Source organism: Micromonospora sp. NPDC005413 (assembly GCF_040606435.1).
Lineage (GTDB): Bacteria > Actinomycetota > Actinomycetes > Mycobacteriales > Micromonosporaceae > Micromonospora.
Map to the genome: position 1 here is coordinate 91,887 of NZ_JBEXEV010000022.1, position 16,212 is coordinate 108,098.

Consider the following 16,212-nt stretch of genomic DNA (forward strand, 5'->3'; position numbering starts at 1 on the left):
GTGCCGCGTCGGGCAGCGGCCCGGCGACGACGGTCAGCCCCGAGGGGTCGCCTCCGCGGTGGGTGTCTCGGCGAACAGCGCGAGTAGGTCACCGACCTGGCGGTCGGCCTCGGCGGGGTGCCGGAACCGGCCGGCCGGGTTGAGGGTGTATTCGTTACGCCGCCCGACGCGGGTGCGGTGCAGGTAGCCGTCCGCCTCCAGGTCGGCGACGATGGCCTGGGCGGCCCGTTCGGTCACGCCGACCTCGGCCGCGACGTCGCGCAGCCGGGCGGTGGGATCGCGGCCGATGGCCAGCAGAACGTGGCCGTGGTTGGTGAGGAATGTCCAGTTCCGTCCGCCACCGGTGTCGCCCGTCGCCGTGCTCGCCATCGTTGACCGCCCCTCCGGATGTCCGCCCTGCCCGCAGGGGAGTCTCGTCCGCCCTGCCCTCGGGACGTTACCCAGGGTCGGACCGGGGTCAACGTATGAAATCTATATCACGCATACCTTGACGCGACTTACGGTGCGTGTGACGGTGGAGCGCGGGCCAGCGCCCGCCGTAGAACCGGCTGAAGAGTCGGTTGACCAGGTCAGATGCGTGAAGACGAGGTGCGGGGATGAGTCAACCCGGGACACCCGGTGGGCAGCCGGGTCCGCAGCGGACCACCGACCGGGCGTCTGCGCCCAGCGAGCCGACCCGGGCGTACGCCGAGCTGACCGCCGGCAACCAACGCTTCGTCAGCGGTGCCCCACGCCATCCCAATCAGGATGCGGGGCACCGTGCTGCCGTGGCCGACGGGCAGCACCCGTTCGCGGTGATCGTCGGCTGCTCCGACTCCCGCCTGGCCGCCGAGATCATCTTCGACCGAGGGCTGGGTGACCTGTTCGTGGTCCGTACGGCCGGGCACACCGCCGGCCCGGAGGTGCTCGGCAGCGTGGAGTACGCGGTGACCGTGCTCGGCACCCCGCTGGTGGTGGTGCTCGGCCACGACTCGTGTGGCGCGGTGCAGGCGGCCCGGGAGGTCGTGGCGACCGGCACCCCACCTCGTGGGCACCTGCGGGCGGTGGTCGACGCCGTGCTGCCCAGCCTGCGCCGGGCCGAAGCCGAGGGCGTGGACGACATCGACGACATCGTCGACATCCACATCGCGCAGACGGTCGAGACGCTGCTGGGGCAGTCGCCCGTGCTGGCCGACGAGGTGGCGCAGGGGCGGTGCGCGGTCGTGGGCGTGTCGTATCGGCTCGCCGCCGGAGCGGTGCGCCCGGTGGCCGCCGTGCCGGCCGGCTTCGCGACGCTCGACGTGCCGGCGGGGTCGACCGACCCGGCCGCGTCCGCCGTCGCCTGACGCGTCGAGGGCCGCCCCGCGACGCGGAACGGCCCTCGACGGGGGATCGTGCGGGTCAGAGCAGCGACATGTGGACGTGGTCGGTGTGGTTCGACGGCCCGCTGTACGAACTCCACCCGGTCGCCGGGAACCAGATCTGCCGGTTCCAGATCACGTAGTAGATGCCGAGCCGGTCGGCGTTCCGGATGAGGAACGCGGCGACGTTGTTGCCGTACGTCCGGGTGTCCTCGTTGTGCCACGGGGCGAAGCCGCTCTTCTGCAGCGACCAGTCGCAGGCGCGGCCCTTCGGGTGCTCCCACGGCCCGCCGGAGCGGTAGCAGCCGACGAACCGGCTGAAGCCGGCCCGCTTGACCTCCTTGTACGCGTGCAGGGTGCGAGGCGTGACGCAGCCGGACGTGGTGGGGTCGTTCTCGCTGCACGACTGGGGCTTCCAGTCACCGTCCGACGTGCGACCCGGGCCGATGCGGGCGACGGGCGAGGTGGCATCCACCAGGCCGCCGGTGAAGCCCTTTCCGCCGACCAGGGAGAGCGCCTTGTCCGCCTCGCTCTTCCGCTTCGCCATCAGGGCGGTCTGCTTCTGCTGTTCGCGGACCTCCGTGTCGAGGGCCAGCTTGGCCTGCTCGGCGCGGGCCTTCACCGTGTTGACCTCGGAGAGCTTCTTCTCGTTGACCATGTTCATCTCGTCGAGCACCGAGGCGCGCTGGACGAACGAGTCGGGGGCGTCGCTCTCCAGCAGCATCGCGATCGCGCCGATCCGACCGGTCCGGTACGCCTGGGCGGCGATCTGCCCGACCTGTGGGGCCAGCGCGTCCAGGTCGGCCTTGGCCCGGTCGACCTCCAGCGCCAACTCCTGCTGTCGCTTCTTGGATTTGTCCAGCTTGGACTTGGCGGCGGAGTAGTCGCGGTTGGCCTGCTCGATGACGTCGTTGAGCAGTTGGGGCTCGCCGTCCTCCTCGTGCCCGGACGGTGTGGGGGTCGTCGGGGCGGCATGGGCCGGGAGGGGCCCGGCGAGCACGGTCAGTGCGGCGATCACGGCCACCACGGGTGTCAACCAGCGGCGTAGGGGTGCCGTCACAATGTTCCCTTCCGTCGACCGCCGACCGGGTTAGCTGACGGGTTCGGGGCGGAAGTGGCCCCTACCGCTGACGCGGATTCACCCCACGTACGCGTACCTGGGTCCCCGGCTCGCCGGTTGGCGATTGGGCGGTGGCACCGCAGGCGCCGCTTCGCGCCTTCATCGGTAACCGGCAGCGAGGTTACCCGAGAGCCGGCCTGGTGAGCTACGCCTTGATGTCGACCAAAAGTGTCATTTCGCCATGGCGTTGAGTGACCAGTGACGCGGTTCTCAGGGCGGATGCCCAAACTGGTCACGCTGAGGAGTGTCACCATGCCGTATCTGTGCTCCTGTTCGACTCCGGCCACCGGTCGGTGGCGGTGGGTGGGGGTGGGGTCCGCGTCGGATCCGGCTCGCCGGGTCGGCCTGTTCGCGGTGAGATGAATGCGGCCAGTGCCTCCGCCCGGGCCGGCTGAGGTCGCGGGGCGGGAGCGTCGGCGGACGGAGGGGCATCCGTGCGCCCGGCGGCGGTCACCACCGCGGCCAGCCCGGTGGTCAGTGGCACGGCGGCGATCAGACCGAGTGTGGCCACCGCGCTGCGGACGATCTCCTGCGCGAGGAACTCGCTGGTGAGGATCTGCCCGATCGGCCGCGAGTCGGCGGTGAGCAGGAGCAGCAGGGGTAGCGACGCGCCCGCGTACGCCAGCACGATGGTGTTGACAGTGGAGGCGATGTGCGCGCGGCCGACCCGGGTGGCCGCACGGTACAGCTGCAACCGGGTCAGCCCGGGGTTCGCGTTCGCCAGCTCGGTGACGGTGGCCGCCTGGGTGACCGTCACGTCGTCGAGCACCCCGAGCGAGCCGATGATGATCCCGGCGAGCAGCAGGCCGTGCAGGTCCACGTCGCCCTGGAACATCGACAGTGTCGTCGCATCCTCGCTGCCGAAGCCGGTGAGGTGGGTTGCGGCCGTGGCGATGGTGGCGAGCACACCGGTCAGCACCAGGCTCCCCAGGGTGCCGAGCACCGCGACCGAGGTCTGCGCGGTGACCCCGTGCGTCAGATAGAGCACCACGAACATGATGAGGGCCGCGCCGACCACCGCCATCAGCAGGGGTGATTTGCCTGCGCCGATGCCTGGCAGCACGAAGGTGAGCAGGATGGCGAAGCTGGCGGCCAGCCCGGCGAGCGCCGCCAGGCCCCGCCACCGACCGAAGGCGACGATCGCGGCGGCGAAGACCACCGCCAGCCACACCATCGGGGTGCCGCGCTGATGCTCGGCGATGTTCCAGTTGCTGGTGGTGGGATCGGTCGGATCGGTCAGCTCGACCAGGATGACCTCGTCGCCGACCTCGACCCGGGGCGCGCCGGGCCCGTCGGGCACCGGTGTCCGCACCTGCTGGCCGGCGGTCGGCCCGTCGTCCACCCGGACGTCGACCGTGCCGCACGGCCCGGCACCGACCCTCGGTGTGCCCTCGGGGCTCGACGGCACCGGCGGGCACGGCTCGGTCACCACCCGGGTCACCGTGCCGGGGTAGCGCGGCACGTCCGCTCCGCCGTCGGTCTGCGGGGACCCGCCGCGCGGCCAGAGCAGCGCGGCGGCGAGCACGGTGGCGACGAAGAGGGGCACCACCGTCATGACGAGGATCCGTCGTACCCGGGGCGGGGCGGACGGAGCGGGGTGGGTGTGGTCGGAACCCAAGGCGAGACTCCCAACGATCCGGTGCGGGGTACGGGTCAGCGGGCCGGTCGGTTCACCGTTGCCGTGGAAACGCGGCGAGAGGTGCGGCAAATCGCTGGCTGCCGACCGCTCGATCACGGACGGTCAGTGCCCGGCCCGGTCGGCCGAAGGCGCCACGTCGTGGTGGCGCCGGTGCCCGGCTGTGCAGCGGCATACGGAGGGTCATCGTGGAAGATGCTAACCAGCGCGCCCCGGGGTTGCAGGTCGCGACGGAGTGTCGGGTGGTCGAACCGGCGGAGCCGGGCCTGGGTGGCGGGCCACAACGTGGTGGCGCTCAACGCGCAGTTGCTGCGCCGGGTCCGTCTCGACCCGGCGCCGGACTGAGGGCTGTCAGCCGCGCTTCATCAACCGGCCGACTGCCGCCATCATCTCGGTGGCCATCTCGTCGGCCCGGCCCTCGGCCGCCCCCTCGTGCATGCAGTGCCGGGCGTGCCCGTCGAGCAACCCCAGCGCCACCTTGTCGAGTGCGGCCTGGATTGCGGAGATCTGGGTGAGCACGTCGATGCAGTAGCGGTCGTCGTCGACCATCTTCTCGATGCCGCGGACCTGCCCCTCGACGCGACGGAGCCGCGTGAGCAGCTGGTCCTTGCTGGCGGTGTACCCGCGGATCGGGGTGGGTGCGGTCATGTCGACAAGGATAGCGTACCCCTGGGGGGTATGGTACGGTCGTCTTCTCGCCGGATACCCCCACCGGGTACCGGTAACGTGCAAGGGCAGAGGTCCGCCTTCGGCTTACCCCCTGGGGGTATAGGCTTCGGAGGCGGCGAAGGGGGACGTTCCGATGATCAACACGACATACCAGGTGCAGGGCATGACCTGTGGGCACTGCGTCAGCGCGGTGAGCGCCGAGGTCGGTGCCATTGAGGGCGTGCGTGACGTCCAGGTCGACCTCGCGGCCGGCCGGGTCACCGTCAGCAGCGACCAGCCGCTGGACACCGGGGTTGTCCGGGCCGCTGTCGACGAGGCCGGCTACGACCTCGTCGACGCGTGATCGGAGGGGCCGGCATGCGCACCGTGACGAGATTGGCCGGGTTCGTCGTAGGTCTGGCGGCGGTCTTCGGCGCGACCTACGGGGTCGGCCGGCTGGTCGACCCCGCCCCGGTCGCCGACAGCCGGCACGACGGCGGTGCCGTCCACGCGACAGGGGAGCACGACGAGGCGACCGACCGGCTCCCCGGCGGCCTGCTGGTCTCCGACCGCGGCTACACCCTCGAACCGGTCGACGCCCCGGCCGACGAGTTCGCCTTCCGGGTGACCGGGCCGGACGGGCGCCCGGTGACCCGGTACGACGTGGCGCACGACAAGCGGATGCACCTGATCGTCGCCCGACGGGACCTCTCCGGCTTCCGTCACGTGCACCCCGATCTGGCCCCGGACGGCACCTGGCGGGTCGACACCCCGCTGGCCGGCCCCGGGCAGTGGCGGGCGTTCGCCGACTTCACCCCGACCGGGGGCGAGCCGCTGACCCTCGGCGTGGACGTGACCGTCCCCGGTGAGCTGACCGAACGGCCGCTGCCCGCTCCGGCGACCAGCACCACCGTCGACGGCTACACGGTCACCCTGACCGGTGCGCCGACGCCCGGCCGCACGTCACCGTTCACCCTGACCGTCAACCGGGACGGGCAGCCGGTCACCGACCTTGAGCCCTACCTGGGCGCGTACGGGCACCTGGTGGCACTGCGCCGGGGCGACCTGGCGTACCTGCATGTGCACCCGGACGGAACGCCCGGCGACGGGCGGACCCAACCCGGCCCGGCCGTCACCTTCCTCGCCGAGGTGCCCTCGGCCGGCAGCTACCGGCTCTACCTCGACTTCCGGCACGGCGGGACGGTGCACACCGCGGAGTTCACCGTCGTCACCGGCACTCCCCCGGCCGGCACTCCAACGGCCGACGCCCCGCCGACCGGGGGCGACCCCAGCGGACCCGCACCGACCGGCGGCGCCGACCACGGCACCCCCGGGCACGGGCACAACTGACGGGACCAGACGATGACCACCACCAGTAGACCGTTGCCTGCGGTGCCGAACCGGATCCAGTTGGCGATCGGCGGCATGACCTGCGCCGCCTGCGCCGCCCGGATCGAAAAGAAGCTCAACCGGATGGACGGGGTGAGCGCCACCGTCAACTACGCCACCGAGAAGGCGACCGTCCGGTACTCCGACGGCGTTACGCCGGACGACCTGATCGAGACCGTGCGGAAGACCGGCTACACGGCCGCACCGCCGTCGCCGCCCGCCACCACCGAGGAGCCGGTGGATCCGCTGAAGGGCCCGCGTACCCGGCTCTGGGTTTCGGTGGCACTCAGCCTGCCGGTGGTCCTGCTGGCCATGGTCCCGGCCTGGCAGTTCGACTACTGGCAGTGGCTGTCGCTGACCCTGGCCGCCCCGGTGGTGGTCTGGGGTGGGCTGCCGTTCCACCGGGCCGCCTGGACCAACCTGCGGCACGGCGCGGCAACCATGGACACGCTGGTCTCGCTCGGCACCCTGGCCGCGTTCGGCTGGTCGCTCTGGGCACTCTTCCTCGGTGACGCCGGAATGCCCGGGATGACGCACCCGTTCCGCTTCGACATCACCCGCACCGACGGCGCCGGCAACATCTACCTGGAGGCCGCCGCCGGGGTGACCGTGTTCATCCTGGCCGGCCGCTACTTCGAGGCCCGATCCAAGCGGACCGCAGGTGCCGCCCTGCGCTCCCTGCTCGAACTCGGGGCCAAGGAGGTGGCGGTGCTGCGTGACGGGGTGGAGACCCTGATCCCGGTGGACCGGCTCGCCGTCGGTGACCGGTTCGTGGTCCGCCCCGGGGAGAAGATCGCCACTGACGGGGTGGTCGACGAGGGCACCTCCGCCGTCGACGCCAGCATGCTCACCGGTGAGTCGGTGCCGGTCGAGGTAGGCCCGGGCGACGGCGTGGTCGGCGCCACCATCAACGCGGGCGGGCGGCTGGTCGTCACCGCCACCCGGGTCGGCGCGGACACCCAGCTCGCCCGGATGGCAGACCTGGTCGAGCAGGCGCAGAGCGGCAAGGCGGCCGTGCAGCGTCTGGCGGACCGGATCTCCGGCGTCTTCGTGCCGATCGTCATCACGCTGGCCGTCGGCACGCTCGGCTGGTGGCTCGGCACCGGGGCCGGCCCGACCGCCGCGTTCACCGCCGCGGTGGCCGTACTGATCATCGCCTGCCCCTGCGCGCTCGGCCTGGCCACCCCGACCGCGCTGCTGGTCGGCACCGGCCGGGGTGCTCAGCTCGGCGTTCTGATCAAGGGGCCGGAGGTGCTGGAGTCGACCCGGCGGGTGGACACCGTGGTGCTGGACAAGACCGGCACCGTGACGACCGGCCGGATGACCCTGGTGGACGTGGTGCCGGCGAGCGGCGAGGACCGGGCCGAGCTGCTCCGGCTCGTCGGCGCGGTGGAGGCCGCCTCCGAGCACCCGATCGCCCGTGCGGTCGCCGCGGGTGCCGCCGAGGCCGGCGCGCTGCCCCCGGTGACCGGCTTCCGCAACCTCGAAGGGCTGGGCGTGACCGCCACGGTTGACGGGCGGGACGTGCTGGTCGGCCGACCCGGGCTGCTGCGTGAGCGCGGGATCGACGTACCGCCGGAGGTCGAGTGGGCCGTGAGCGACGCGGAGGCCGCCGGCCGTACGGCGATCGTCGCCGGCTGGGACGGGCGGGCCCGGGGCGTGCTCGCGGTCGCCGACGTGGTCCGGCCGACCAGTCGGGCGGCGGTGGCCCGGCTGCGCGCGCTGGGGCTCACCCCGGTCCTGCTGACCGGGGACAACACCACCGTGGCCCGCGCGGTCGCGGCCGAGGTGGGCATCGACGAGGTGATCGCCGAGGTGCTGCCGGCCGGCAAGGTCGACGTGGTCAAGCGGCTTCAGGCCCAGGGGCGCTCGGTGGCGATGGTCGGTGACGGGGTCAACGACGCCCCGGCGCTGGCCCAGGCCGACCTCGGGCTGGCCATAGGCACCGGCACCGACGTGGCGATCGAGGCCTCCGACCTCACGCTCGTCCGGGGCGACCTGGACGCCGCCGTGGACGCCATCCGGTTGGCCCGACGCACGCTCGGCATCATTCGCGGCAACCTGTTCTGGGCGTTCGGCTACAACGTGGCGGCCCTGCCGTTGGCCGCCGCCGGGCTGCTCAACCCGATGATCGCTGGCGCCACGATGGCGCTGTCCTCGGTCTTCGTGGTGGCCAACAGTCTGCGGCTGCGCCGGTTCCGTCCGGCCACCGCCGATCTGTGACGGTGGTAATGGTTGGACCGGTGACGGCCGGGGTACCTCTGAGTTCGTAGCGACGCTTGCGATGGAGGTTGGCAATGGGATTCGACGACAAGATCAACAACGCCAGCGAGGACGCGGCCGGCAAGCTGAAGGAAGGCGCCGGTCGGGCCACCGACAACGAGCAGCTGGAGGCGGAGGGTCGCGCTGACCAGTCCACCGCCAAGCTCAAGCAGGCGGGCGAGAAGATCAAGGACGCCTTCAAGAGCTGACGTACGACGTAACCCGCACGCCGGGCCGGTGATCAATCACCGGCCCGGCGTGCTGTGTGTCCGGCCCTGACCGTGACCCTGAGAAACCCCTGATTCCGCTGCCGCTTTCACCGCTGCGCGCCCTTACCTGCTAACTTCCCTTTGCATGCGCAAGGGCTGGTTATGGGCAGTGCTCCACCGCCGACCGGCGACGCCCTGGTCCGGGTGCTGGCCCGGCAGTTGGGCATCAGCCGCGCGCTGTTGCAGGTCCACCCACGGAAGCTGGCGGCGGCCGGGCTGGTCACCGCCCGCCTGGAGTTGTCGGAGGACGGGAAGGCCATGAACCACTACGAGGTGGAGCCGTTCGTGCTCACACTCACCCCCGAGATCATCGCGGCGGCGGCCGAGACGCTGACCGTGCCCAACTCGGCCGCGCAGCCAGGAGCGGCACGATGACCGGCATGAGCGACCACGACTGGACCGAGGTGGTCGGCGCGATCGGCATCTTCGCCCTGCTGATCAGCGTGTTCACGGTGACCGTCGTCCAGCTCGCCAAGACCCGGCGGGCCCGGCTCGAATCGGCCCGCGCGGACGACTACCGCCGGCTCGCCGAGACGGCCGCTCAGGCCCAGGCGGAGAACGCCCGACTGCTCGCGGCGATGAACGGCCGGCTGGGCGGGATGGAGACCCGGATGACCACGCTCGAACGCGTCCTGAGCGTTGTCGACTGACTGTCGACGAAAGGTCCCGGGCCGTCGAGCGGCTACTCGACGGCCCGGGTGGAAGCAGCATCACCTCGCCCAGCGGGCGAGATTCACCGGTAACGCTCCTTCAAGGAGAGGACAGCACCCCATGCTGCGCGTACGCAAATCCGCCGTCGGCTGGGCGGTCGCCCTGGCCCTCACGGCCGTCGGGCTGACCCCGGCGAGCCCGGCCGCCGCGCGAACCGCCATCGACTGGCGACCCTGCCCCGGCGACGCCACCGCCGAGTGCGGCACCCTGTCGCTGCCGGTCGACTGGAACCGACCCCGGGGGGAGCGCTTCGACCTGGCGTTGGCTCGCCGGGTCGCCACCGACCCCAGTGCCCGCAAGGGGTCGCTGGTGTTCGGCCCCGGCGGGCCGGGCGACAGCGGGGTCGACCGGGTGGTGACCGGCAGTTCCCGGTTCAGCGACGATCTGCGCCGCCGGTTCGACATCGTCAGCTTCGACCCGCGCGGCACCGGCGGAAGCCATCCGGTGGTCTGCGCACGGGACCTGCTCGCCCAGCAGCCGCAGCTGATCGCCGACCAGGCTCAGTTCGACGCCACACTGGCCGGCAACGCTCTGCTGCGGGCCGACTGCCGGGCCCGCACCGGGCCGCTCTACGACCACGTGGACACGACCAGTGCCGCCCGTGACCTCGACGCGGTCCGCGCCGCGCTCGGCGAGCGGAAGCTGACCTTCCACGGCAGCTCGTACGGCACCCTGCTCGGCGAGCGGTACGCGGAGCTGTACCCCGACCGGGTCCGAGCCGTGGTGCTGGAGGCCGCCATGGACCACAGCGTCGGCACTCGCGCCTTCCTCGACACCCAGGCCGTCACCGCGGAGGGCGCGTTCGACGAGTTCCTGGCCTGGTGTGCCCGCTCCGCCGACTGCGTCCTGCATGATCGGGATGTCCGTGCGATCTGGGCCGGCCTGCACACCCGGGCCGAGCGTGGCACGCTGACCGACCCGGACCGGGCCGGGGCGGCGCTCGCCCCGTTCGAGCTGAGCCGGCTCGCCCACAAGAAGCTCTACGACACCTGGCGGTGGCCGGGGCTGGCCGAGTGGCTCGGCAAGATGGACGCCTCCACCTCGTCGACCACGGCACTCTCGGCCGATGCCGATGCCGATGCCGAGTCGACCGTCGACGCCGTGGCTCCGTACCCGTTCGCGGTCTTCTGCCAGGACTGGAGCCTGCCCGTCCGCGACTACCGGGAGTACGCCGGACACCTGCGTCGGACGGTCCGGCTCGCGCCGGACCTGCGCTACCCGCCGGCCCTGTTCGCCCTGTCCACCTGCCTGGGCACCCCGACGCCGGTCGCCAACCCGCAGCACCGGCTGCGGGTCCGCAGCGACGTGCCGCTGCTGATCGCCGCCACCGTGCACGACCCGGCGAGCGGGTACAACTGGGCCACGAGCGTGGCGCGGCAGTTGGGCAGACACGGCGTGCTGCTCACCTACCAGGGGTGGGGGCACGGGAGCTACACCACCAGCCCGTGCGTGGGACGAGCCGTCGACTCCTACCTGATCGATCAGGTGGTGCCGACCCGGGGCGCCAGCTGCCCGGCCATCGACGTGTGACCGCACCGTCGGCCGTCGGGTGGTCAGATCTACCCGGCGGCCGGCGGCGGTGTGCTCAGGGGCGTCGTGTGGCGCGTACGACGACGTCGTGCAGCAGGTTGTCCTGCCCCCCGGGGCCGGTCACCGTGCGGTGGTGCTCCTCCGCGGTGGTGATCTCCCAGGTGGTGCCGTCCAGGCCCGCGGTGATGTCCGCGAGGGTGACCGATGCCTCGACGGGAGGGTGGTGCCCGTGCCCGTGCGCTCCCGGGGTGTGCAGATGCCCGACGATCAGGAGTGTGCCGCCGGGCGCCACCCACGCGGAGATGCGGTCGTAGAAGGCCAGTTGCGGCATCGCGGGGTGCGCGTAGTGGGTCGTGACCAGATCGAACCGCACACCTGGGTCCCAGGCCGTCAGGTCCGCTTCCACCCATCGCACGCGCTCGGACACCGCGCTGTTCGTCGCGCGCTCGGCGGCGACAGCGAGGGCGTCGGACGCGATGTCGACAGCGGTGACCTGCCAGCCCTGGGAGGCGAGCCAGATGGCCTCCGCACCGGTGCCGCACCCGGCATCCAATGCCGTGCCCGGCACCAGGCTGCTGGCTTCGTGGGCGAGATACGGGTGCGGGGCACCACCGGCCCCGGGCCTGTCGCGGTGCGCCTGCTGCCAGTGCCGCTCCCAGTAGTCCTTGTCGAAATCGTGCTGCTCGGTCATCTGGCTGCTCCTTCGCCTGTCACCAACGACAGTGGCGGGCACGAGAGCGAGACGCAAAGCATCTTGCCAAATGGCAAAATGAGGGCATGGACGATGGACCGGACCGCACGCTCGACGCTGTCGGCCCGAGGTTGAAGCACCTTCGGCTCCGCCGCGACCTCACACTCACCGACCTCGCCGAGGAGACCGGCATCTCCGCCAGCACGCTCTCCAGGCTCGAAGCGGGCCTGCGACGCCCCACGCTCGAGCAGCTCCTGCCGCTCGCTCGTGTCCACGGCGTGACGCTCGACGAACTCGTCGGCGCGCCACCAACCGGCGATCCCCGCATCAACCTGCGCCCCATCGCGTGCAGCGACGGATCGACAATCGTGCCCCTGACCCGTCGGCCCGGAGGCATCCAGGCCTACAAGTACGTCCTCCCGGCCGGTGCCGACGACCGCGAACCCGACCTGCGCACCCACGAGGGTCACGACTGGGTCTACGTCCTCAACGGCACGCTGCGCCTGGTGCTCGGCGAGCACAATCTCATCCTCAAGCCCGGGGAAGCCGCGGAGTTCGACACCCGCACCCCGCACTGGTTCGGGGCCACCGGCTCCGGTCCCGTCGAGTTCCTCAGCCTGATCGGCAAACAGGGCGAACGCGCGCACGTCCGCGCCGCACCGAAAGCCGATCAGCGGAGGACGCGGTAGCTCAGGTGCGTCACGGTCGGCCCGGCCACCACCGCGGTCTGCTCCAAGCGCGGCGCGATGCCGTCGAAGAGCCGCTCGCCGCCCCCGAGCACGATCGGCACCAGGTGCAGCTGGAGGGTGTCGATCAGCCCGGCGGCCAGGTACTGCCGCACAGTGCTCGCCCCGCCGGCGATCGACACCCGCCGGTCGCCCGCGGCCTCTCGTGCCTGCCGCAGCGCCGACTCGATCCCGTCGGTGACGAATCGGAATTCGGTGCCGCCGCGCATCACCAGCGGCGTTCGGGGGTGGTGGCTGAGCACGAACACCGGGGTACGGAACGGCGGATCGTCGCCCCACCAGCCCTGCCAGGTCTCGTCCCAGTCCCAGTCGCCGTCGCCGCCGCCGAACATCCGCCGACCCATGACGTACGCGCCGATGTCGCGGGTCATGTCCTCGACGACATCCGCGTCGACACCACGGTCGCCACCGGTCATCCCGTGCTGCGCCCGCCAGGTGTCCAGGCCGAAGACCCACTCATGCAACCGCAGGCCTCCCCGGCCCAGCGGATCCTGCCGACTCTGCTCCGGCCCCGCCACGTACCCGTCGAGTGAGATCGACAGCTGACTGCTCACCATGCCCATGTCTCTACGACCCCGTCCACTCATCGTTGCGCCGCCAGCCGGGCGGCTTTCAATTCCAGGTATCGCTGCTCGGGCAGACTCGTGGTGCCGCGCGCCGCCGTCAGGTACGCCTCCCGCGCCGCACCGGCCTCCCCGGCCAGCTCCAGCAGGTGGGCCCGGACGGCGGTGAGCCGATGGTGCCCGGCGGTGCGCTCGTCGGCGTCCAGCGGTGTGAGCAGGGCGAGCCCAGCCCGTGGACCGTCCACCATGGCCACCGCCACCGACTGGTTGAGGGTGACCATCGGGTTCGGTGTGATCCGGCCCAGCAGTCGGTAGAGCGCGACGATCTGTCGCCAGTCCGTCTCCGCCGCCGTCGGCGCCTCGGCGTGCACCGCGGCGATCGCCGCCTGGAGCTGGTACGGGCCGGGTGGCGACCAGGTCAGCGCCTCGGTGATCAGAGTGATCCCCTCCGCGATGGTGGCCGCGTCCCACCGGGTGCGGTCCTGCTCGGCAAGCGGCACCAGTTCCCCATCCGGGCCGAGCCGGGCCGCCCGGTGCGCGTCGGTGAGCAGCATCAGCGCCAGCAACCCGGCGACCTCACCGTCGTCGGGCAGCAGCCCGTGCAGGATGCGGGCCAGCCGGATCGCCTCGCCGGTCAACTCGGCCCGGTGCAGATCCGGGCCACTGGACGCGGTGTACCCCTCGTTGAAGATCAGGTAGAGCACGCGGAGCACCGTTTGCAGCCGCTCGGCCCGCTCACCCGGCCCGGGCAGCGTGAACCGGGCCCCGGCGGCCTCGATCCGCTGCTTGGCCCGGCGGATCCGCTGGCTCATCGTCGCCTCCGGCACCAGGTGCGCCCGGGCGATCTGGGCCGTGCTGAGACCGCCGACCGCGCGCAGGGTGAGCGTCACCTGCGCCGATCCGGTCAGCGCCGGGTGGCAGCAGAGGAACAGCAGGGTGAGCGTGTCGTCGGTGTCCGCCGCCGCAGGCTCCGCGTCGGCCGCCGGCACCACTGCGGCGTACGCCGGCTCGCGCAGCGCCACCGCCACCTCGCGGTCCCGGCGAGCGCTCTCGCTGCGCCACTCGTCGGTGAGTCGGCGGGTGGCCACGGTGAGCAGCCAGGCGCGGGGATTGTCCGGTACGCCCTGCCCGGGCCACTGCGTCGCGGCGGCGAGCAGTGCCTCCTGGACCGCGTCCTCGCAGCGGTCGAACTGGCCGTGCCGGCGGACCAGCAGGCCGAGGACCTGCGGCGCGAGCATGCGCAGCAGATCCTCGACCGTCCGGTCGTCGGTCACATCTCCGTCCCGGCCTCGTCCATGATCGGGCGGACCTCCATCGCACCCCCGTGACGTACGTCCGGCCAGCGGGCGGCGATCTCGGCGGCCCGCTGCGGGCTGTCGCAGTCGACGGTCAGGTAGCCGGCGAACTGCTCCTTGCTCTCCATGAACGGCCCGTCGATGACCTCGGTGTTGCCGTTCACGTCCCGGACCGTCAACGTCTGCGACGGGTTGGCCAGCGCCTGGCCGCCGACCAGCTCGCCGGTCTCGGTCAACTCCTTCATGATCTCGTCGACCTCGCCGAACAGGGCGGTGCGGTCCTGCTCGGAAAGCTCCTCGGTGAAGCCCGGTCGGTTCCAGATCAGCAGCATGTACTTCACGGCGATGCTCCTCAGCCTTGGTCGCACCCCGGTCGGGGCACGGCTCACCGGAGGGTCGGAGCCGTCACCCCGTTCCCTACCGCGTACCGAAGAAAATCGCAGAAAGTCCCGGCGGTGGCGGTCCCACGCCGGGCGGGTCAGCGGGGATCGGGTCGGCCGCGGACCTGTGGGGGCTTCCGTCCGCCGCTGACGTCCAGTGAGGCGCGGTCGGCTGCCGAGGTGCCGGACGACCAACCCTCGGAGTCCCGGACGCTGAGCCGGTGCCGGGTGACGCCGGGGAAGAGCGTGTCCAGCCGCTCCCGGACCGCCTCGCCCCGCGCGGCGAGCACCGGCAACAGGCGGTCCGACCCGGCCGTCTCGGCCGCCGCCTGGTCCGCCGCGTCGGTGGCCGCCTCGGTGGCCGCGCGCAGCCGCTCGCCGATCCGCAGCGCGAACGCGTTGAGGAAGGACTCGTCCCAGACCTTCGTCCGCCGTCCCGACCCCGGCCGGCGCTCGGCGCGCCCCCGCAGCATCGCCGCGGTGGCCTGGACCAGCAGCGACGTGTAGAGCAGCTCCACCGCCACCAGATCGGCCGGCCAACCCAGCACGGTGGCGAAGCCGAGATCGTCGGACCAGACCGCCTCGCACCGATTCGCCGCCGCCACCTCCTGCACCAGCAGCGCCTTCGCGCCCGCGTACGGGGCGTCGGTGCTCAGGCGCACCCCGCCGGGCAGGTCGCCGCGCTCCGACCCGGCAGCCAGCAGCGCCTCGTCGATGCTGTGCCGGGCGATCAGCTCCTGCGCCTTACCCGTCAGCGCCTCCGCCTCAGCCGGGAAGGTCGTCGACTCGGCCTTGGCCAGCAGCGCCCGTACCCGGTCCAGCATCGGCGACCCGCTGCGGGCCGTACCGGTCGACCGGGCCGTCGCCGCGCCGCTCGACCCGGGTGGCGGGCGCAGCACCGCGATCGGCGGCAGGCTCTCCACCAGCGCCAGGGTGTCCACGGCCGCGCGGAGCGCATCGGCTCTGTCTAGCCCCACCCGAGCGGACCAGGCCGCCAGCACGCCCCGGTCGTCGTCCCATCGCACCTCGGCGGCCAACTCCTGCAGCTGCTCGTCCCACCAGGCCGGCACCGGCTCGGCCTGCTCGCGCCGCTGGGCGGCCATCGCGTCGCGGACCAACCCGGCCGAGCGGGCGTCGAGCCGCCGGGTGGTGATCCGGTCCAGGTCGACCGGCTGCCAGCCGCGCCGCCAGAGCTGCCCCAGGCCGCGGACCAGGCGGCGCAGCAGCGCCGCGTCCACCGCCGTGGTGCCATCCGCCGCGCCGGTGCCGACCATCAGTTGGTCCAGCTGCCGTTCGGCTTGCCGTACGTCGGTGCCGCGCACCGCCGCGAGCGCGTTGGCGACGAGTTCGTCCGCGTCCGGCACAGGCACCTCCTTCTCGGGTTCCGCTGCCGGCGAGGCTTTCCGGCCCGCCCCAGCTCCATGATCATGCCGCGAGTGGTGCCGTAGACGCGAAACGGGGATGTTGTCGGCCGTCCGGACTCGCGCCCGCACACCCATCCGGCACGCCCGCCCGCGCGGCGACCACGCACGGACGCCGGCACGCCCGCCCGCGCGGCGACCACGCGCGGACGGCGGCACGCCCGCCCGCGCGGCGACCACGCGCGGACGGCGGCACGCCCGCCCGCGCGGC

18 protein-coding genes and 1 riboswitch are annotated in these 16,212 nt (G+C 72.4%); of the genes, 9 read left to right on the forward strand and 9 right to left on the reverse strand.

Features of this window, described 5'->3' with window-relative positions; translation table 11 throughout:
• Positions 1-33: 33 nt before the first annotated feature.
• Positions 34-369, reverse strand: coding sequence for a MarR family winged helix-turn-helix transcriptional regulator (locus ABZS37_RS21935; protein WP_355171599.1), 336 nt, complete (start codon positions 367-369; stop codon positions 34-36).
• A 227-nt stretch (positions 370-596) separates the two neighbouring features.
• Here ABZS37_RS21935 and ABZS37_RS21940 point away from each other — a divergent pair, with 227 nt between their 5' ends.
• The gene (locus ABZS37_RS21940) at positions 597-1,325 is read left to right on the forward strand and encodes a carbonic anhydrase (protein ID WP_355171601.1); all 729 of its coding nucleotides are present in this window, start codon (positions 597-599) and stop codon (positions 1,323-1,325) included.
• Between the two features lie 55 nt (positions 1,326-1,380).
• On the opposite strand, the gene ABZS37_RS21945 is transcribed toward ABZS37_RS21940, so the two are convergent.
• The 3 genes from ABZS37_RS21945 to ABZS37_RS21955 form a co-directional block, all read right to left on the reverse strand.
• Positions 1,381-2,400: a hypothetical protein gene (locus ABZS37_RS21945; protein WP_355171603.1), complete on the reverse strand. Its 1,020-nt coding sequence runs from the start codon at positions 2,398-2,400 to the stop codon at positions 1,381-1,383.
• A gap of 4 nt (positions 2,401-2,404) precedes the next feature.
• Positions 2,405-2,541: riboswitch (cyclic di-AMP (ydaO/yuaA leader) on the reverse strand.
• Between the two features lie 166 nt (positions 2,542-2,707).
• Positions 2,708-4,078: a YibE/F family protein gene (locus tag ABZS37_RS21950; RefSeq protein WP_355171605.1), complete on the reverse strand. Its 1,371-nt coding sequence runs from the start codon at positions 4,076-4,078 to the stop codon at positions 2,708-2,710.
• Between the two features lie 369 nt (positions 4,079-4,447).
• Positions 4,448-4,744: a metal-sensitive transcriptional regulator gene (locus tag ABZS37_RS21955; RefSeq protein WP_088951268.1), complete on the reverse strand. Its 297-nt coding sequence runs from the start codon at positions 4,742-4,744 to the stop codon at positions 4,448-4,450.
• A 154-nt stretch (positions 4,745-4,898) separates the two neighbouring features.
• Between ABZS37_RS21955 and ABZS37_RS21960 the strand changes: the two genes are divergently transcribed.
• From ABZS37_RS21960 to ABZS37_RS21990, 7 genes are all read left to right on the forward strand, one after another.
• The gene (locus tag ABZS37_RS21960) at positions 4,899-5,108 is read left to right on the forward strand and encodes a copper ion binding protein (protein ID WP_355171607.1); all 210 of its coding nucleotides are present in this window, start codon (positions 4,899-4,901) and stop codon (positions 5,106-5,108) included.
• A gap of 14 nt (positions 5,109-5,122) precedes the next feature.
• Positions 5,123-6,094: a hypothetical protein gene (locus ABZS37_RS21965; protein WP_355171608.1), complete on the forward strand. Its 972-nt coding sequence runs from the start codon at positions 5,123-5,125 to the stop codon at positions 6,092-6,094.
• Between the two features lie 12 nt (positions 6,095-6,106).
• On the forward strand, positions 6,107-8,356 hold the full coding sequence (locus ABZS37_RS21970; RefSeq protein WP_355171609.1) for a heavy metal translocating P-type ATPase: 2,250 nt from the start codon (positions 6,107-6,109) through the stop codon (positions 8,354-8,356).
• Positions 8,357-8,430: 74 nt separating this feature from the next.
• The gene (locus tag ABZS37_RS21975; protein ID WP_278137166.1) at positions 8,431-8,604 is read left to right on the forward strand and encodes a CsbD family protein; all 174 of its coding nucleotides are present in this window, start codon (positions 8,431-8,433) and stop codon (positions 8,602-8,604) included.
• Positions 8,605-8,766: 162 nt separating this feature from the next.
• On the forward strand, positions 8,767-9,039 hold the full coding sequence (locus ABZS37_RS21980) for an ArsR family transcriptional regulator (RefSeq protein WP_355171611.1): 273 nt from the start codon (positions 8,767-8,769) through the stop codon (positions 9,037-9,039).
• Positions 9,036-9,314, forward strand: coding sequence for a hypothetical protein (locus ABZS37_RS21985; protein ID WP_355171613.1), 279 nt, complete (start codon positions 9,036-9,038; stop codon positions 9,312-9,314). Before ABZS37_RS21980 ends, ABZS37_RS21985 begins: the two co-directional genes overlap by 4 nt.
• A gap of 121 nt (positions 9,315-9,435) precedes the next feature.
• Complete coding sequence (locus ABZS37_RS21990) at positions 9,436-10,905, forward strand: alpha/beta hydrolase (RefSeq protein ID WP_355171615.1); 1,470 nt, start codon at positions 9,436-9,438, stop codon at positions 10,903-10,905.
• A 55-nt stretch (positions 10,906-10,960) separates the two neighbouring features.
• Here ABZS37_RS21990 and ABZS37_RS21995 read toward each other — a convergent pair whose 3' ends face one another.
• Positions 10,961-11,596, reverse strand: coding sequence for a class I SAM-dependent methyltransferase (locus tag ABZS37_RS21995; protein ID WP_355171617.1), 636 nt, complete (start codon positions 11,594-11,596; stop codon positions 10,961-10,963).
• A gap of 86 nt (positions 11,597-11,682) precedes the next feature.
• On the opposite strand from ABZS37_RS21995, the gene ABZS37_RS22000 reads away from it, so the two are divergent.
• Positions 11,683-12,285, forward strand: coding sequence for an XRE family transcriptional regulator (locus ABZS37_RS22000; RefSeq protein ID WP_355171619.1), 603 nt, complete (start codon positions 11,683-11,685; stop codon positions 12,283-12,285).
• Here ABZS37_RS22000 and ABZS37_RS22005 read toward each other — a convergent pair.
• From ABZS37_RS22005 to ABZS37_RS22020, 4 genes are all read right to left on the reverse strand, one after another.
• Positions 12,267-12,899: a dihydrofolate reductase family protein gene (locus tag ABZS37_RS22005; protein WP_355171621.1), complete on the reverse strand. Its 633-nt coding sequence runs from the start codon at positions 12,897-12,899 to the stop codon at positions 12,267-12,269. The genes ABZS37_RS22000 and ABZS37_RS22005 overlap by 19 nt on opposite strands.
• A gap of 26 nt (positions 12,900-12,925) precedes the next feature.
• Positions 12,926-14,143, reverse strand: a complete 1,218-nt coding sequence (locus tag ABZS37_RS22010) for a DUF6596 domain-containing protein (protein ID WP_355171640.1) — start codon at positions 14,141-14,143, stop codon at positions 12,926-12,928.
• 32 nt (positions 14,144-14,175) lie between these two features.
• Positions 14,176-14,532 (reverse strand): YciI family protein, encoded by a 357-nt coding sequence (locus ABZS37_RS22015; RefSeq protein WP_355171642.1) that lies wholly within the window; start codon positions 14,530-14,532, stop codon positions 14,176-14,178.
• A gap of 146 nt (positions 14,533-14,678) precedes the next feature.
• Positions 14,679-15,944, reverse strand: coding sequence for a DUF2786 domain-containing protein (locus ABZS37_RS22020; RefSeq protein WP_355171623.1), 1,266 nt, complete (start codon positions 15,942-15,944; stop codon positions 14,679-14,681).
• Between the last annotated feature and the right edge of the window lie 268 nt (positions 15,945-16,212).